Source organism: Protaetiibacter sp. SSC-01, from assembly GCF_014483895.1.
Lineage (GTDB): Bacteria > Actinomycetota > Actinomycetes > Actinomycetales > Microbacteriaceae > Homoserinibacter.
The window spans coordinates 2,712,493-2,729,126 of the sequence record NZ_CP059987.1; the positions used below are offsets into that span (position 1 = coordinate 2,712,493).

General features: G+C 72.0%; 20 protein-coding genes. 7 read left to right on the forward strand and 13 right to left on the reverse strand.

The genetic code is table 11. The features are described 5' to 3' along the window. The first annotated feature begins 19 nt into the window (after positions 1–19). Together H4J02_RS12810 and H4J02_RS12815 are read left to right on the forward strand one after the other, a co-directional pair. On the forward strand, positions 20–814 hold the full coding sequence (locus H4J02_RS12810) for a ferritin-like domain-containing protein (RefSeq protein ID WP_187674932.1): 795 nt from the start codon (positions 20–22) through the stop codon (positions 812–814). Continuing rightward, positions 811–1,497, forward strand: coding sequence for a DUF6498-containing protein (locus H4J02_RS12815; RefSeq protein WP_187674933.1), 687 nt, complete (start codon positions 811–813; stop codon positions 1,495–1,497). Before H4J02_RS12810 ends, H4J02_RS12815 begins: the two co-directional genes overlap by 4 nt. A 12-nt stretch (positions 1,498–1,509) precedes the next feature. On the opposite strand, the gene H4J02_RS12820 is transcribed toward H4J02_RS12815, so the two are convergent. Beyond that, the gene (locus tag H4J02_RS12820; protein WP_187674934.1) at positions 1,510–1,698 is read right to left on the reverse strand and encodes a hypothetical protein; all 189 of its coding nucleotides are present in this window, start codon (positions 1,696–1,698) and stop codon (positions 1,510–1,512) included. A 64-nt stretch (positions 1,699–1,762) separates the two neighbouring features. Between H4J02_RS12820 and H4J02_RS12825 the strand changes: the two genes are divergently transcribed. Next, positions 1,763–2,323: a TetR/AcrR family transcriptional regulator gene (locus H4J02_RS12825; protein WP_187674935.1), complete on the forward strand. Its 561-nt coding sequence runs from the start codon at positions 1,763–1,765 to the stop codon at positions 2,321–2,323. 75 nt (positions 2,324–2,398) lie between these two features. On the opposite strand, the gene H4J02_RS12830 is transcribed toward H4J02_RS12825, so the two are convergent. The 4 genes from H4J02_RS12830 to aceA form a co-directional block, all read right to left on the reverse strand. Continuing rightward, on the reverse strand, positions 2,399–3,490 hold the full coding sequence (locus H4J02_RS12830; RefSeq protein ID WP_187674936.1) for an SDR family NAD(P)-dependent oxidoreductase: 1,092 nt from the start codon (positions 3,488–3,490) through the stop codon (positions 2,399–2,401). Between the two features lie 221 nt (positions 3,491–3,711). Beyond that, positions 3,712–4,266, reverse strand: a complete 555-nt coding sequence (locus H4J02_RS12835; protein ID WP_187674937.1) for a nucleoside monophosphate kinase — start codon at positions 4,264–4,266, stop codon at positions 3,712–3,714. After that, positions 4,266–5,924, reverse strand: coding sequence for a malate synthase A (aceB, locus tag H4J02_RS12840; protein WP_187674938.1), 1,659 nt, complete (start codon positions 5,922–5,924; stop codon positions 4,266–4,268). Before aceB ends, H4J02_RS12835 begins: the two co-directional genes overlap by 1 nt. A gap of 94 nt (positions 5,925–6,018) precedes the next feature. Next, entirely contained in the window at positions 6,019–7,335 is a 1,317-nt protein-coding gene (gene aceA / locus H4J02_RS12845) for an isocitrate lyase (RefSeq protein ID WP_187674939.1), read from the reverse strand. Positions 7,336–7,481: 146 nt separating this feature from the next. Between aceA and H4J02_RS12850 the strand changes: the two genes are divergently transcribed. Continuing rightward, positions 7,482–8,942 (forward strand): helix-turn-helix transcriptional regulator, encoded by a 1,461-nt coding sequence (locus tag H4J02_RS12850; RefSeq protein ID WP_187674940.1) that lies wholly within the window; start codon positions 7,482–7,484, stop codon positions 8,940–8,942. 45 nt (positions 8,943–8,987) lie between these two features. Here H4J02_RS12850 and H4J02_RS12855 read toward each other — a convergent pair whose 3' ends face one another. The 5 genes from H4J02_RS12855 to H4J02_RS12875 form a co-directional block, all read right to left on the reverse strand. Further along, positions 8,988–9,218 carry a helix-turn-helix transcriptional regulator gene (locus tag H4J02_RS12855; protein ID WP_187674941.1) on the reverse strand — a complete coding sequence of 77 codons (231 nt, stop codon included), beginning with the start codon at positions 9,216–9,218 and terminating at the stop codon, positions 8,988–8,990. Further along, entirely contained in the window at positions 9,218–9,700 is a 483-nt protein-coding gene (locus H4J02_RS12860) for a DUF2975 domain-containing protein (RefSeq protein ID WP_187674942.1), read from the reverse strand. Before H4J02_RS12860 ends, H4J02_RS12855 begins: the two co-directional genes overlap by 1 nt. A gap of 43 nt (positions 9,701–9,743) precedes the next feature. After that, positions 9,744–9,926, reverse strand: a complete 183-nt coding sequence (locus H4J02_RS12865) for a hypothetical protein (protein WP_187674943.1) — start codon at positions 9,924–9,926, stop codon at positions 9,744–9,746. A 2-nt stretch (positions 9,927–9,928) separates the two neighbouring features. Then, positions 9,929–10,501, reverse strand: a complete 573-nt coding sequence (locus H4J02_RS12870; RefSeq protein WP_187674944.1) for a hypothetical protein — start codon at positions 10,499–10,501, stop codon at positions 9,929–9,931. A 108-nt stretch (positions 10,502–10,609) separates the two neighbouring features. Then, positions 10,610–11,473: an alpha/beta fold hydrolase gene (locus H4J02_RS12875; protein WP_187674945.1), complete on the reverse strand. Its 864-nt coding sequence runs from the start codon at positions 11,471–11,473 to the stop codon at positions 10,610–10,612. Positions 11,474–11,558: 85 nt separating this feature from the next. Between H4J02_RS12875 and H4J02_RS12880 the strand changes: the two genes are divergently transcribed. Next, complete coding sequence (locus tag H4J02_RS12880) at positions 11,559–12,212, forward strand: TetR/AcrR family transcriptional regulator (protein ID WP_187674946.1); 654 nt, start codon at positions 11,559–11,561, stop codon at positions 12,210–12,212. Here H4J02_RS12880 and H4J02_RS12885 read toward each other — a convergent pair. The 3 genes from H4J02_RS12885 to H4J02_RS12895 are packed head-to-tail and all read right to left on the reverse strand — an operon-like array spanning position 12,202 to position 14,836. Then, positions 12,202–13,386, reverse strand: a complete 1,185-nt coding sequence (locus H4J02_RS12885) for an acetyl-CoA C-acetyltransferase (protein WP_187674947.1) — start codon at positions 13,384–13,386, stop codon at positions 12,202–12,204. The genes H4J02_RS12880 and H4J02_RS12885 overlap by 11 nt on opposite strands. Beyond that, complete coding sequence (locus tag H4J02_RS12890) at positions 13,383–14,051, reverse strand: CoA transferase subunit B (RefSeq protein ID WP_187674948.1); 669 nt, start codon at positions 14,049–14,051, stop codon at positions 13,383–13,385. The genes H4J02_RS12885 and H4J02_RS12890 overlap by 4 nt, the downstream gene beginning before the upstream one ends. A gap of 5 nt (positions 14,052–14,056) precedes the next feature. After that, positions 14,057–14,836: a CoA transferase subunit A gene (locus tag H4J02_RS12895; protein ID WP_187674949.1), complete on the reverse strand. Its 780-nt coding sequence runs from the start codon at positions 14,834–14,836 to the stop codon at positions 14,057–14,059. Between the two features lie 117 nt (positions 14,837–14,953). On the opposite strand from H4J02_RS12895, the gene H4J02_RS12900 reads away from it, so the two are divergent. Together H4J02_RS12900 and H4J02_RS12905 are read left to right on the forward strand one after the other, a co-directional pair. Further along, positions 14,954–15,784, forward strand: a complete 831-nt coding sequence (locus H4J02_RS12900) for an IclR family transcriptional regulator (RefSeq protein WP_262406123.1) — start codon at positions 14,954–14,956, stop codon at positions 15,782–15,784. 23 nt (positions 15,785–15,807) lie between these two features. Further along, the gene (locus H4J02_RS12905; RefSeq protein ID WP_187674950.1) at positions 15,808–16,587 is read left to right on the forward strand and encodes a sulfite exporter TauE/SafE family protein; all 780 of its coding nucleotides are present in this window, start codon (positions 15,808–15,810) and stop codon (positions 16,585–16,587) included. Positions 16,588–16,634 lie beyond the last annotated feature (47 nt).

The window sequence follows — 16,634 nt, forward strand, 5'->3', positions numbered from 1 at the left end:
CCTCCGCCCGGACACAGCCATGGCCTTCGACATCGACAAGTACACGACGAACTCGGCCGCGGTCGCGTGGGCCGACCTCGACTTCGACGTCTTCGACGAGCGCCCGCTGCCCGAGGGCACGCTGCGCACCCTGCGCTACATGTGCGACATCGAGTACCACACGACGTGCTACCTGCGGGACCTGCTCACGACCCCGTCGCACAACGAGCCCGAGGTGGGCGCGTTCATGACGATGTGGAACCGCGAGGAGTTCTGGCACGGCGAGGCCCTCGCCGCGGTGCTCGCCAAGCACGGCGTCACCGTCGACTACGACGTGCTCAAGGCCACCCGCCTCAAGCTCGGGTGGAAGGACCGCCTCGACCCCATCAAGCAGTCGATCATGGGCGGGCTCGTCGGGAACGACTTCGTCGCCGTGCACATGGCGTGGGGCGCCGCCAACGAGTGGTCGGCCAACGCCGCCTACCTGCGCATGGCCGAGCTCGAGGGCGAACCCGTGCTCGCCGAGCTGCTCAAGCGGATCGCGAAGCAGGAGACGCGGCACGTCGCGTTCTACGCGTCGCAGGCCCGCGACCGGCTCAAGGACTCGAAGAAGGCGCAGAAGCTCGCGCGCTTCGCCCTCTCCCGCTTCTGGGGCCCCGTCGGCTCGGGCGTGCAGGAGGAGGCCGAGGTGACGCACGTCATGAACCACCTCTTCGCCGGACCCGAGGGCCGCAAGCTCGTGCGCGACGTCGACTCGCACATCGCGAAGCTGCCGGGGCTCGAAGGCCTCACGATCGTCGAGGACTCGCTCGAGAAGCGGGGCATCGCGGCGTGAGCGTGCGCGCGCCGGGTGCTGCGGCATCCGCATCCGTGCGCTCGCCGCTGCTGTGGATCGACGTCGCGCTCTATGTCGTGCTGCCGCTCGTCGGGCTGCTGTGGTGGGGCTGGGACTGGCGGCCCATCGTGCTGCTCTACTGGCTCGAGAACGTGACGATCGGCGGGGTGACGTTCATCCGGCTGCGCCGTCGCGCGAAGGCCGGGACGGATGGCGGCGGCTTCCCGGCGTCGTTCTTCCTCATGCACTACGGCATCTTCACGGCCGTGCACGGGGTGTTCGTGATCGTGCTCATCGCGATCTCGCCCGTCATCACGGGCGTCAAGGCCGCGCCCTTCAACCCGCTGTGGGTCGTGCTCGCGTGGATCGTCGCGACGCTCGTGCAGTGGTACTCAGCGCTGCGCTCCGACCCGGTGCCGCGCGCGAGCGTGGGGCGGGCCTACGCGCGCGTGCTCGTGCTGCACGCGATCGTGCTGGGCGCGGTGTGGCTCATCACGGCGCTCGGCCTGCCGTCGATCGTCGCGATCGCGCTCGTCGTGCTGCACGCGATCGTCGACGTCGTGGCGATCGTGCTCGGCGCGCTCGTCGGCGGCGGGCGCTACCGGTTCGTGCCCACGGGCACGAGCTCGTGGGCGCTGCAGCGCGTGCCGGACCGCGAGCGGGACCCGGCATCCGAGCCCTGACTCAGGCCGGGATCACTCGGGCTCGTCGGCGGGCGGGATGGGGCTGTCGCCCTCCGCCTCGACGATGTCCATGAGCGTCTCGCGGTCGGAGGTGCCCTGACCCGTGAGGCTGTTCTCGATGTCGTCGGACTGGCCGCTGTTGACCACGTCGTAGGTCTCGGCCGATCCGCCGGACTGGTTGCCGCTCGCGTTCGTTCCCATGTCGACGAGTCTGCGCCCCCTCGGGGCGTGCGTCGAGGGGTTGACCTCGTGGCACCATGAATGCATGAGCGCCCCCCGCCCGTCGACGAAGGAGTCGATCCGTGCGGCCGCCGAGAGGCTCTTCCCCGTGCACGGCTACGTCGGCACCTCGGTGCGCGACATCGCCTCGGAGGCGGGCGTCGATCCGGCTCTCGTCATCCGGCACTTCGGCTCGAAGGAGGAGCTCTTCCTCGAGACCATGCAGCTCGACGCGGAGCTGCATCCGCTGCTGGACGGCCCGCTCGACGAGCTCGGCGAGCACTTCATCGAGTACATGCTCGACACGGGCGACCGGGTGCGCGGGGTCTACCTCGCCCTCATCCGGGCGAGCGAGTCCGACGGCGTCGTGCCGCGCCTCCGCGAGATGCACGACACCGCGTTCGTGCTGCCGCTGCAGTCGCGGCTCGACGGACCGGATGCCGAGCTGCGCGCGCGACTCGCGGCCGCGGTCGTCGGCGGTCTGCTCTACGCCCTGTGGGTCGTGCAGGACGAGCACCTGCTCGCGACCGACCAGGCCGAGATCGTGACGCGTTACGGCGCGCTCGTGCAGGCGGTCATCGCGCCCGCCCCCACCGCCACCCCCTGACGCGAGAGTTCCCGTTCCGCGCGTTCGTTCCCGAAGGAACGGGTGCGAACACGCGGAACGGGAACTATGGCGGGGTTACTGGATCGACCAGCCGCCGTCGGACGCGAGGATCGCGCCGTTGATGTTGACGCCGTCGTCCGAGAGCAGGAAGGTGATCGACGCGGCGAGCTGCTCGGCCGTCGCGAGGGTCGGGATCTGCATCTGGTACGGGTGCAGCTTCGCCGAGCCGTACTCCGAGACCTTCGGCGGGAACGGGATGCCGGTCGCGACGCCGCCGGGGGCGACGGCATTGACGCGGATGCCCTCGCGGCCGTACATGAACGCGGCCGACTTCGTGAGGCCGATCACGCCGTGCTTCGACACCGTGTAGGCGTTGCCCGACGCGTTGCCGCGCAGGCCCGCCTCGGAGGCGATGTTGACGATCGAGCCCTTGTGGGCGGCGAGCATCGCGGGGATGACGGCGCGGCTGAGCTTGAACACGCCCGTGAGGTTGACGCCGATGACGCGGTCCCACATGGCGTCCTCGGTCTCGTGCAGCGGCGAGAAGTCGTCGTTGATGCCGGCGACATTCGCGAGCGCGTCGATCTTGTCGCCCGCTGCCGCGACGATCGCGTCGGCCGACTCCTGCTTCGTGATGTCGCCCGCCACCGTGACGATGTCGGCGTCGGGCAGCGAGGCCCTGAAGGTCTCGAGCTTCTCGGCCGAGATGTCGACGGCGATGACACGGCCGCCCTCGCGCGCGATGCGCGACGCGGTCGCGAGTCCGATGCCGGAGGCGGCGCCCGTCACGATGACGGTCTTGCCGGCGAAGCGGCCGGGGGTCACGACCTCCTCCCAGGGCTCCGCCTCGAACTCGTCGTCCTCCGCGGGCGCCTCGGCCTCGGGGGCCTCCTCGGATGCGGCGGCGGGCGCGGGCGCGCTCGTCACCTCGGCGAGCACGGCGGGGTCGTCGCTGTTGGCCTTCGCCACGAGGTCGTCGATGACCGACTGCGGCATCTGACCCTGGCTCATCGCCACGAGGTTCTTGAGCGGCAGGAGCTTGACGGGGGTGAGCACCTTCTCGTCGACGCCGGCGTCGGCGAGCATGCTGCGGATGAGGGGGCCGCCGATCGGGTGCTTGAGCCAGGCTCCGACGGTGTTCTTCTCGGTGATCGGCTTGTTCGCCATGGAGAGGTTCCTTCCCGGCACCGCCGTGGTTCGGCGCTGTCAGGCACCAGTGTCCTCCCGGTGAACACGGGTGTCAACAGTGTTGACCTGAGGCTTCCCCGCGAAAGAGAGATACAGGAGCCTCCGCGCCGGGCATCGGGGGTCACGAGGTGACGCACCCGGCGGGAGACTCCTGCATTCCGGAGGACGGGCCGAGGGATGAGGGACTCGGCCCGAGCGGGTCAGGCGGCGACGAGCGCCTCCCGGAGACCGTCCAGGACGCGGTCGAACACCTCGTCGACCGAGCCGACGGCGTCGAGCTCGACGACGCGGCCGCGGTAGTGCGCGAGCAGCGCCTCTTCGGCCGCACGGAACCCGGCGATGCGCGTCGCGATCACCTCGGGGGTGTCGTCGGAGCGCTCGCGACCGGCGAGCCGGGTGGTGAGCTCGGCATCCGGCACATCGAAGTGCAGGGCGACGTCGACCTCCGCCGCGCGGGCGCGGAGGAAGCGGTCGAGCATCTTGGCCTGCGCGATCGAGCGCGGGAAGCCGTCGAGCACGAAGCCGTCGGTGTGCGGCTCGACGGCCTGCTCGACGATGCCGACCACGAGGTGGTCGGGCACGAGGCGGCCGCTGTCGACGAACTCCCTGGCGCGCTCGCCGAGCGGCGTGCCCGAGGCGATGTGGTCGCGCAGCAGATCGCCCACGATGATGCGGGGAACCGAGAGGCGCTCCGCGATCAGCTGACCCTGGGTGCCCTTGCCCGCACCGGGAGGGCCGACGAGCACGATGCGCATCAGGCCGCCCTCCCCGCCGTCGAGATGGGACCCGTGGCGAGCGCGGCGATCGCGTCGCGCGCCTCCGGCTCCACGAGGAAGCGCGAGTACGCCTCGATCGTGAGGAACGTCGGGAACTCGTCCTCGAGGGCGAGCGAGCGCACGAGCTCGGCGGCGTCCTCGAAGCGGCCGCCGGGGGCGCGACGCGCCTCGAGCTCCTCCTCGAGCAGGCGCTCGACGAGGGCGCCCGTCACGCGCGTGCCCTCCCTCGTCACGACACCCTGGCGGATCCACTGCCACAGCTGCGAGCGGCTGATCTCGGCGGTCGCGGCGTCCTCCATGAGGTCGTCGATCGCCGCGGCGCCGACCCCGCGCAGCCACGACTCGAGGTAGCGGAGCGCGATCGACACGTTCGCGGCGACCCCGGCATCCGTCACCTCGCCGTCGATGCGCAGGTCGACGAGCTGGCGGGCCTCGACGTGCACGTCGTCTCGCAGGCGGTCGACCTGGTTCGGGCGCTCGCCCAGCACGGCGTCGAACTCGGCGCGTGCCGTGTCGATGAGGTCCGGATGCGCGACCCAGGTGCCGTCGAAGCCGTCGCCCGCCTCGCGGCGCTTGTCGTTGGCGACCTGCTCGAGCGCGCGGGCCGTGACCTCGGGGTCACGGCGGTTCGGGGTGAACGCGCTCATGCCGCCGATGGCATGCGCGCCGCGTTTGTGGCACGTCGCGACGAGCAGCTCGGTGTAGGCGCGCATGAACGGCACCGTCATCGTGATCTTCACGCGGTCGGGCAGCGTGAAGGCCGCCCCGCGCCCGCGGAAGTTCTTGATGATCGAGAAGATGTAGTCCCAGCGGCCGGCGTTGAGACCTGCGCAGTGGTCGCGCAGCTCGTAGAGGATCTCCTCCATCTCGAACGCCGCGGGGATCGTCTCGATGAGCACGGTCGCGCGGATCGTGCCGTGCGGGATGCCGAGCTCCTGCTCCGTGAAGCTGAAGACGTCATCCCACAGGCGCGCCTCGAGGTGCGACTCGAGCTTCGGCAGGTAGAAGTACGGGCCGCTTCCGCGCTCGATGAGCTCCGTCGCGTTGTGGAACACGTAGAGACCGAAGTCGACGAGCGATCCGGATGCGGGGCTCGCGATGCCCGGACCGTCGGTGTAGCGCAGGTGCTTCTCGACGAGGTGCCAGCCGCGGGGGCGGAACACGATCGTCGGGGTCTCGTCGCCGAGGCGGTACTCCTTGCCCTCGGGGCTCGTGAAGTCGATCTGGCGGCGGATCGCGTCGAAGAGGTTGAGCTGGCCGCCCACGACGTTCGCCCACGTGGGGCTCGTCGCGTCTTCGTGGTCGGCGAGCCACACCTTGGCGCCCGAGTTCATCGCGTTGACCGTCATCTTGCGGTCGGTGGGGCCCGTGATCTCGACGCGGCGGTCCTCGAGTCCGGGACCGGCGCCCGCGACGCGCCAGCTCGCATCCTCGCGGATCTCGCGGGTCTCGGGGAGGAAGCGCAAGTCGCGCCCGTTCTCGATGGCGCGGCGGCGCTCCATCCGGGTGGCGAGGATCTCGTGGCGGCGGCCGACGAAGCGGTCGTGCAGCTGCGTGAGGAAGTCCAGCGCCTCGGGGGTGAGGATCTCGTCGAAGCGCTCCGCCCGCGGGCCGAGCACCTCCATCCGTGCGTTCATGGTCTCTTGCCTTTCGTCGCGCGGCTGGAGCTACGACCGTCCGGCGGGAGTTGTTTCTCCCGCCGCCGGGTCACGGCTCCAGCCGCGCCATGGGTCAGTGGAACTGGTCGGCCTCGGTGGAACCCACGAGCGCGAGGGTCGCCGAGTCGGGGTTGAGGGCGGTGGCGATCCGGTCGAAGTAGCCGGTGCCCACCTCGCGCTGGTGCTTCGTGGCCGTGTAGCCCGAGGCCTCGGATGCGAACTCCGCCTCCTGCAGCTCGACGTACGCCGTCATGTGGCGCTGCGAGTAGTCCTTCGCGAGCTCGAACATCCCGTGGTTGAGGGAGTGGAACCCGGCGAGAGTGATGAACTGGAACGCGTAGCCCATGGCGCTCAGCTCGCGCTGGAACTTGGCGATCTGGTCGTCGTCGAGGTGGCGCTTCCAGTTGAAGCTCGGGGAGCAGTTGTACGAGAGCTTCTGGTCGGGGAACTCCGAGTGGATCGACTCGGCGAAGCGGCGCGCGAGCTCGAGGTCGGGCTCGGCCGACTCGACCCACAGCAGGTCGGCGTACGGCGCGTAGGCGTGGCCGCGCGCGATGACGGGGTCGATGCCGTTCCGCACCTCGTAGAAGCCCTCGGCCGTGCGCTCGCCCGTGAGGAACTCGCGGTCGCGCTCGTCGTGGTCGCTCGTCAGCAGGGTCGCGGCGAGCGCGTCGGTGCGGGCGATGATGACGCTCGGCACGCCCGCGACGTCGGCCGCGAGCCGGGCCGCGTTGAGGGTGCGGATGTGCTGGCTCGTCGGCACGAGCACCTTGCCGCCCATGTGGCCGCACTTCTTCTCGCTCGCGAGCTGGTCCTCCCAGTGCACGCCCGCCGCGCCCGCCTGGATCATCTGGTGCATGAGCTCGTAGGCGTTGAGCGGGCCGCCGAAGCCGGCCTCGGCGTCGGCGACGATCGGGGCCATCCAGTCACGCGAGGTGGTGCCGGTCTCGGCGAACTCGATCTGCGCGGCGCGCTGCAGCGCGTTGTTGATGCGGCGCACGACGGCGGGCACCGAGTTGGCCGGGTAGAGGCTCTGGTCGGGGTAGGTCTGGCCCGAGAGGTTGGCGTCGGCGGCGACCTGCCAGCCCGAGAGGTAGATGGCCTCGAGGCCCGCGCGCACCTGCTGCACTGCCTGGTTGCCGGTGAGGGCGCCGAGGGCGGCGATCCAGTGCTCGGGGTTCTCGGAGTTGATCTGGATGGACTCCCAGAGGCGCTCCGAGCCGCGGCGGGCGAGCGTGGCGTCCTCGCGGACCGGGCCCCGCAGCGCGACGACGTCCTCGGCCGTGTAGTCGCGACGGATGCCGCTCCAGCGCGGGTCGGCGGCCCACTCGGCCTCGAGCTCGGCTGCGGTCTGGGTCTGGTCGCCGGGACGGGCGGGGGTCGTGCTCATGGGGTCGTTCCTTCCGATTCGGTCCGCGGGATGCGGTGCGTGTGTTCGATGGTGCGCCCGCCGCAAGCAGGTTTCTCGAAGAACTTCGCGCGAAATCTCCAGGTTTTTCTATTGAGCGGAAGAACGGCGCCTGCGAGCATCGACGCATGAGCACTGCAGCCACGGAGCCGTTCGACGATGAGGATGTGCTCGACTCCCTGACCGTCGGACGCCGCGTGCGTCAGCTCCGCCTCGACCGAGGGATGACCCTCGAGGCCCTCGCGGCCGAGCTCGGACGCGCCATCTCGCAGGTCTCGCTCATCGAGAACGGCAAGCGCGAGCTCAAGCTCGGCGAGCTGCAGCGGCTCGCGCGCATCCTCGGCACGACGGTCGACGAGCTGCTGAGTCAGGAGCCGCCGTCGAAGCGCGCGGCCCTCGAGATCGCCCTCGAGCGCGCGCAGCGCGGTCCGCTCTTCCAGAGCCTCGGGCTCGGGCCGCTGCCCATCCGCAAGTCGCTGAGCAACGACGCGATCGAGACGATCCTCGCCCTGCACGACGAGCTCGGCCGCCTGCACCGCGAGCGCGCCGCGACGCCCGAGGAGGCCCGCCGCGCGAACACCGAGCTGCGCCGTGAGCAGCGCCGTCGCGGCAACCACTTCCCCGAGCTCGAGGCGACGGCCGCGGGGCTGCTCAAGGCCGTCGGGCACGAGGGCGGTCCTCTCTCGCAGCGCGTCGCATCCGAGCTCGCCCGTCACCTGGGCTTCACGCTCCACTACGTGGGCGACCTGCCGTCGTCGACGCGCTCGGTCACCGACCACGCGAACGGCCGCATCTACCTGCCCGTGCGCCAGACGTCCGACCCGCGCAGCGCCCTCCTGCAGGCCCTCGCGGCGCACGTGCTCGGCAAGCAGGAGCCGCGCGACTACGCCGAGCTGCTGCAGCAGCGCGTCGAGACGAATTACCTCGCGGGCGCCCTGCTCATCCCCGAGAAGAGCGCCGTCGAGTTCCTCACCGCCGCGAAGGCGAAGCGCGAGCTCTCGGTCGAGGACCTCCGCGACGCATTCGCGGTCTCGTACGAGACCGCCGCGCACCGCTTCACGAACCTCGCCACCCGGCACCTCGACATCCCGGTGCATTTCCTCAAGGTGCACGAGTCGGGCGCGATCTCGAAGGCCTACGAGAACGACGGGGCGCTGTTCCCGACGGATGCGCTCGGTGCGGTCGAGGGGCAGATCGTGTGCCGCTACTGGTCGGCCCGGCAGGTGTTCGACGTCGAGGACCGCTTCAGCCCGTACCACCAGTACACCGACAAGCCGAACGGCACGTACTGGTGCACGTCGAGCATCCAGTCGACGGCGAACGGCTCGTTCTCGGTGAGCGTCGGCACGCCGTTCGTCAACGTCAAGTGGTTCCGCGGTCGCGACACCCCCGTGCGCCGCGCGTCGACGTGCCCCGACCCCTCGTGCTGCCGCAAGCCCCCCGCGCAGCTCGCGGCGCGCTGGCAGGAGGCCGCGTGGCCGAGTGCGCGCCTGCACTCCTCGCTCCTCGCGGCGATGCCGACGGGCACCTTCACGGGCGTCGACCTCACCGAGGTGTACGAGTTCCTCGACGCGCACGCGCCCGAGTAGCGCAGCGCGCGGCCGACATCCGCTCCGGGGCGGCTGCGCCTGAGCTCAGCCGTCGGCCGCGTCGGCGGATGCGTCGGGCACCCAGCGCAGGACGTCCCCCGGTTGGCACTCGAGCACGCGGCACACGGCGTCGAGGGTCGTGAAGCGCACGGCCTTCGCGCGACCGTTCTTGAGCACCGCGACGTTCGCGGGCGTGATGCCCACGGCATCCGCGAACTCCGCGACCGACATGCGCCGCGCGGCGAGCAGCACGTCGATGTCGACGATGATCGCCATCACACCACCTCCGCGAGCTCGCCCTGCAGCTCGGTCGCGCTGCGGAGCAGGCGGCGCATGACGACCATGAGGGCGGCGAATGCCGCGGTCGCGAGCACGACGGTGCCGGCGAGCACGATGATGCCGGGGGCGTCGAGTCGGGGCTCGACGACGAGGTAGAGGTGGCCGGCGATCGCGCTCGAGGCGACCACGGCGCCGACGCCCGCCCCGATGATGACGTCGACCCAGCGGAAGGCGCGGCCGCTGAAGATCGAGCCGCGGCGCACCATCGACAGGAGCACCCAGACGGCGACGAGCACGACCTGGGCGCACGCGACCAACGCGATGGCGGCGACCGCGTAGAAGACCCCGACGGCTCGCGAGCCGAAGGCGTCTCCGAATTCGAGGGCTCCGACGGGGATGGGGACGAGCTGGGCGACGAGCATCCCGAGCGCGAGCAGCACGAGGAGGATGCGGAGGGCGAGGACGGCGAGACGGCTCATCTATCGAGTATCGATGCTTTCCTATCGTTAATCAATAGATGAGCTATGCCGACTCCTTCGGGTGCTCGGGCGCCTCGGGGGGTGCGGCGGCCGCGCGACGCTGCTCGGGCGGGATGATCGGGATCGACGTCGTCGGCGGGCGCAGGTGGCGGCTGCGCTCCTTCGCGCTCAGTTCTCCGGGCTCGACCATGCGACCGCCCGCGGGGCGGTCCTTCTCGACAGGCATGGCTAGAAGGCGCGGTCGCCGAGCAGGGGCGACTGGCCGCCGTGCTCGTCGGGCGCGTCGGGTGCGAAGGGCGTGGGCTCCGGCGGGGTCGGCGGTCCGGGCTCGGGCGGCGTCACGTCGGGGCCGCCGGGCACCTCGGGGCCGGGGTCGCCCGGCGTCGCGGGCGGCGGGGCGATCGAGGCCTCCTCGTCGTCGAGCACCTCGCCCTCCGGCTCGGCGGACTCACCGTCGGTCGTCGGCATGTCCTGGCTGTGGAACTGGCCGTCGGGCGCATCCGTCTCGTCGACATCGTCGCCGAGCTCGGAGCGTCCGCTGAGTCCGGCGACAGCGGGCACGTCGGCCGAGGAGGGCGCGTCCGGCGCACCCGCGACCTCGGGGTCGGTCGTCAGCTCGGGCTCGTTCGGGCCGTCGGTCGCGGCCTCGCCGATGAGGCGCCCGTCGGGGCCGATGTCGTCGCCCGTCACGTGCTCGTGGTGCGGGTGCCCCACGACGTAGCCGTCGTCGTCGAAGTGCTGCGGCGTGACCTCGGTGCTCTCGTCGAGCGAATGGTCTTGGATCCTGCGGGTGTCGCTCATGTCGACTCCTCTCCACATCCCAGTGGACGCCTCGATCCCGCGACACGCAATAGGGGTGACTTTCCGGTTCGCGGGGGTTAGCATCCCGCGGCGCCGGATGCTGCGACGTCACGCGCTCACGACGCTCCCGCGGGCGGCGCGGTCGAGGTGCGCGAGCAGGGCGTCGCTCGTCTCGAGCGCGGAGAGCACGCGGCCGTGACCCGCCTCGCGCACGACGACGAGCCGTGCTCCGGTCGTCGCCTCGGCGAGCGCGATCGACTCGTCGACGGGCAGCTCGCGGTCGCGGTCGCCGTGCACGACGAGCAGCGGCACACCCGGGTCGAGCGGATGCGCGACGGCGTCGTATCGGGCGGCGGCGCTCGCCGCGGTCTCGCCCACGCGCGCGAGGAAGCGGCGCTCGAAGTCGGCGCGCGTCGCGGCGTCGAGGCCGAGGCGGCGCGCGAACTCGTCGAGCAACGACTGCGGTCGCCCGGCTCCTGCGATGGCGACCACGGCATCCGTCTCGAGTCCGTGGCGCACGGCAGTGAGGGCGGCGAGCGCGCCGAAGGAGTGGCCGAGGAGGCCCGCGAACCGGCCGTGGCGGCGCTGCAGCTCGGTGAGCACGGCGATCCAGTCGCGGATGTCGACGGGCCCGCCCTGTGAGCCGCCGTGCGCGGGCGCGTCGAACGCGAGCGCCCGGTAGCCGGCGGCGCGCAGGGTCGGCACGAGGGGCGCGAACTGCGCGGCGCGACCGCGCCATCCGTGCACGAGCACGACGAGCGGGCCCACCTCGCCCCACGTCGAGACGACGACGCGGCGGCCGCCCACGATGATCGTCTCGCGGCGCGCGTCGGCGTCGATCGCGGCCCAGCGCTCGGGCACGCGCATGCGCGGGCGGGTCGAGAAGAACAGGCGGTACGCGACGGCTCCGCCGAGGCGCGGGGAGAGGGCGGATGCGGCGCGCACCCCGGTCGCGATCGTCGTCGCGGGCATGGCTTCCTCCGGAATCAATACGAACGGTCGTTCAGAATGTGTGACTGAACTGTACATCCCGAACGGTCGTTCGTAAACTGTCGGCATGACGATCGCAACCGACGGGCGCCGCGCCCGCGGCGACGCCTCGCGGCGCGCGGTGCTCGAGCAGGCCACCCAGCTCGCCTCCGTCGAGGGGCTCGACGGCGTCACGATCGGCGCCCTCGCGACCGCGACCGGCCGCGGCAAGTCGAGCATCGCGACGCTCTTCGGCGACAAGGAGCGCCTGCAGCTCGCGACGATCGACGCGGCCGCCGAGATCTACCGCGCGAGCGTCATCGAGCCCGCACGCGCCCTCCCCCGCGGCACACGCCGCGTCGCGACCCTCCTGCGGGCCTCGCTCGACTACTCGCGCGAGCGCGTCTTCGCGGGCGGCTGCTTCTTCATGGCCGTCGCTGCGGACCTCGACTCGAAGACGGGCCCCGCGGCGGATGCCGTGCGGGCGTGGATGCGCGGCTGGAACGGCTACGTCGAGAGCCAGCTGCGCTTCGCGATCGACGCGGGCGAGCTCGACGCCGCCACCGACCCGGAACGGCTCGCCTTCGAGCTGCTCGCCCTCGTCGAGACCTCGAACGCGCGCTCGCTGCTCTATCGCGACGAGCGTCCGTACGCCCTCGCCGCATCCGCCGTCCGCGAGCGGCTGCTCGCCGCGGGCGCCGACCCGGACGACCTCACGCCCCTCGGGCCATCTACCTCGTGAGGATGAGCGCGTCGCCCTGACCGCCGCCGCCGCACAGCGCGACGGCCGCGGTGCCGGAGCCCCGGCGCGCGAGCTCGTGCACGGCGTGCACGACGAGGCGGTTGCCGGATGCGCCGATCGGGTGGCCGAGGGCGATGCCGCCGCCGTGGATGTTGACGACGTCGTCCGAGAGACCGAGCTCGGCCTGCGAGCGCACGACGACCGCGCCGAACGCCTCGTTGATCTCGACGAGGTCGAGGTCGGCCGGCGCGATGCGCTGCCGCTCGCACGCCTGCGCGATCGCGCGCGCGGGCTGCGCGTGGAGGGAGTTGTCGGGGCCGGCGACCTGGCCGGCGGCCCCGACGGTCGCGAGCACGGTCCAGCCCTCCGTCTCGGCGCGCTCGCGCGTCGTGAGCACGACGGCGGAGGCGCCGTCGGAGATCTGCGAGGAGTTGCCGGCCGTGATCGTGCCGCCCTCCGCGAAGGCCGGGCGCAGGCGCGCGAGGGTCTCGACCGTCGTGTCGGGCCGCACCCCCTCATCCGCCGTCACGAGCACGGGGTCGCCCTTGCGCTGCGGGATCTCGACGGGCACGAGCTCGGCCTCGAACACGCCCGAGGCCTGCGCGGCGGCGGCGCGCTGGTGCGAGCGCGCGGCCACGGCATCCTGCGCCTCGCGCGTCACCGCGAAGTCGGCGTTGCGCCGCTCGGTCGACGCGCCCATGCTGTCGTGCTCGTAGGCGTCGGTGAGGCCGTCGTAGGCCATGTGGTCGAGCACCTCGACGCTGCCGTACGACCAGCCGTCGCGCGAGCCCATGAGCAGGTGCGGCGCGCGCGTCATCGACTCCATGCCCGCGGCGACGACGACCGTCGCGTCGCCCGTGCGCAGCATCCGTGCCCCGTCGATGACCGAGGTCAGGCCCGAGAGGCACACCTTGTTGACGGATGCCGCGTGCACGTCCCAGCCGAGCCCCGCGCCGATCGCGGCCTGGCGGGCAGGGTTCTGGCCCGCGCCGGCCGCGAGCACCTGGCCGACGAGCACGGCGTCGACGGCGGATGCCGACACGCCGCCGCGCTCGAGGGCGCCGCGGATCGCGATCGAGCCGAGCTGCACGGCCGTGAGCTGCGAGAGGGCGCCCTTGAGGCGACCCTGCGGGGTGCGGGCCGCGGCGACGACGACGACGTCCTGCGGGCTCATCGCACGGCCTCCGCGAGACCCGCTGCGAGCTGAGGCGCGACCGTCAGGGGCGGCTCGGTCGCCGCGATCACCTCGTCGACGGTGACGCCGGGCGCCGTCTCGACGAGCACGAGGCCGTCGGGCGTCACGTCGATGACCGCGAGGTCGGTGATGATGCGGTCGACGACGCCGCGACCCGTGAGCGGCAGCGAGCACTCGTCGACGATCTTCGCCGAGCCGTCCTTCGCGACGTGCTCCATGAGCACGATGACGCGCGCGGCGCCGTGCACGAGATCCATCGCACCTCCCGGTCCCTTGACCATCTTCCCCGGGATCATCCAGTTCGCGAGGTCGCCCCTGGCCGAGACCTGCATGGCGCCGAGGATCGCAGCGTCGATCTTGCCGCCGCGGATCATGCCGAAGCTCAGCGCCGAGTCGAAGAACGCCGAGCCCGGGAGCACCGTGACGGTCTCCTTGCCGGCGTTGATGAGGTCGGGATCGACGGCGTCCTCGGTCGGGTACGGGCCGACGCCCAGGATGCCGTTCTCCGACTGCAGCACGACCGTCACGCCCTCGGGCACGAAGTTCGGCACGAGCGTCGGCAGGCCGATGCCGAGGTTCACGTAGGAGCCGTCGGCCAGCTCGCGGGCCGCGCGCGCGGCCATCCCATCGCGGGTGAGCGCCATGCGCGTCACTTCCCTTCCCTCGCGGCGGCGACCGTGCGCCGCTCGATGCGCTTCTCGATGCCCGTGCCCACCTCGACGACGCGGTGCACGAAGACCCCGGGCAGGTGGATGCCGTCGGGGTCGAGCTCGCCGGGCTCGACGAGCCGCTCGACCTGGGCGATGCACACGCGCCCCGCCATCGCGGCGAGCGGGTTGAAGTTGCGCGCGGCCTTGGTGAAGACGAGGTTGCCGTGGCGGTCGCCGAGGGCGGCGTGCACGAGCGCGAAGTCGGTCGTGATGGCCTCCTCGAGCACGTACTCGCGCGGGGTGCCGTCGACGGCGAAGGTGCGCACGTCTTTGACGGGCGAGGCGACGGCGACGCCGCCGGAGCCGTCGTAGCGGCGGGGCAGGCCACCCTCGGCGACCTGGGTGCCGACGCCTGTCTGCGTGAAGAACGCCGCGATGCCGGAGCCGCCCGCGCGCAGCTTCTCGGCGAGCGTGCCCTGCGGCGTGAGCTCGAGCTCGAGCTCGCCCGAGAGGAACTGCCGCTCGAACTCCTTGTTCTCGCCGACGTACGACGAGGTCATCTTGCGGATGCGCTGCGCGCCGAGCAGGATGCCGAGCCCCCAGTCGTCGACGCCGCAGTTGTTGGAGACGATCGAGAGGTCCCTCGTGCCCTGCGCGTAGAGCGCCTCGATGAGGGCCATCGGGTTGCCGGAGAGCCCGAAGCCCCCCACCGCGAGCGAGGCGCCGTCCCGGATGTCGGCCACCGCCTCCGCCGCGCTCGCGATCTGCTTGTCGATCATCGTCGATCCTCCGCCCTCGTCATCGTCGCTGGGTGTGCGGCCATCCTGCGACCGGGCCGCGAGCGCGCGGAAACCGCGCCTTGCGATGTGGAATCGGATGCGCGTAGCGTCCACATCGTGGACATTCATGAGGCGCCGGTGTCCACATGGGCGAGCAGCGGGAGCGGTGTAGCAGGCGGCACGCAGGCCGTCGGCCGGGCCGCGCAGCTGCTCAAGCTCGTCGCGCGCACCGCCGACGGGGCCCGCGTCTCCGATCTCGCGACCGCCGCATCCCTCACCCGCCCGACGACACACCGCCTGCTCGCGGCCCTCCGCCGCGAGGGCCTCGTCGATCGCGACGCGGAGACGGGCCTGTGGGTTCCCGGCCCCGAGCTCTACCTCATGGGCACGGCCGCGGCGGCGCGCTACGACGTCGCCGACCTCGCACGCGACATCGTGCGCTCGCTCGCCGCCGTCACGGAGGAGAGCGCCTTCTTCTCCGTGCGCCAGGGCGACGAGACCGTGTGCCTCGTGCGCGAGGACGGCAGCTTCCCCATCCGCTCCTTCGTGCTCTCCGAGGGCGTGCGCTTCCCGCTCGGCGTCGCATCCGCGGGGCTCGCGATCCTCGCGTTCCTGCCGCCCGACGAGATCGACGCGTACCTCGCGCGGCATCCGGAGCTGTCCGAGCGCTGGGGTGCGGCCCACGGCGAGAAGCGGCTGCGGACGCGGCTCGCCGAGACGCAGGAGCACGGCTACGCGCTCAACCCCGGCCTCATCGTCGAGGGCAGCTACGGGCTCGGCGCCGCCGTCTTCACGCGCACGGGCCACCCGCAGTGGGCGCTCAGCCTCACGGGCGTGCAGTTCCGGTTCACGCCCGAGCGCGTCGAGAAGCTCGGCCGCATCCTGCTCTCGCACGCCCACCAGCTCACGGCGCGCATCGCCTCGAGCGGCCGCGGCGCCTGGCGCTGAGCGCCATCCGGGAGAATGGACGGATGACGTCCGACCACGCGGCCCGACCGTCGCTCTGGGCCCTCCTCGGCATCGGAGCGTTCACGGGCCTCGCCTCGGGCCTCTTCGGCGTCGGCGGCGGGGTCGTCATCGTGCCCGCGCTCGTGGCGCTCGGCGTCGCGCAGAAGCGCGCATCCGCCACCTCGCTCGTGGCCCTCGTGCCGATCTCGGCCGCGGGCGCGACGAGCTACGCCATCAGCGGCCAGCTCGACGTGCTCGCTGCCGCGCTGCTCGCGGTCGGCAGCGTCATCGGCTCGCCGCTCGGGGTGCGTCTGCTGCACCGCCTGCCGCAGCGCGTGCTGCCGTGGATCTTCGTCGGCTTCGTCGCGCTCGTGATCGCCGGCCTGCTGCTCGTGCCTGCCTCGCGCGACGGCGAGGTCGTCATCACGTGGGCCTCCGCCGCGGCGCTCATCGGCATCGGCCTCGTCGCCGGACTGCTCTCCGGCCTCGTCGGCGTGGGCGGCGGCGTCGTCGCCGTGCCGGGGCTCGAGCTGCTCGTCGGCGCGGGCGACCTCGTGGCGCGCGGCACCTCGCTGCTCATGATGATCCCGACGACGATCGTCGGCATCCTGACCCACCGCAAGCACTTCGAGGTCGACCTGCGTTCGGGCCTCGCCCTCGGGGCCGCGGCGGTCTGCGTGACGCCCTTCGGCGCCTGGATCGCGCGCCTGCTCGACCCCGCCGTCGGCTCGGTGCTCTTCGCCCTGTTCCTCGTCGCGGTGTGCGTCGTCGTCGTGTGGCGTGCGCGGCCGAAGCGCGGTTAGCCACCCCGCGGCATCCGCGTCAAGGGGAGGGCGGATCCGCCCGGTTC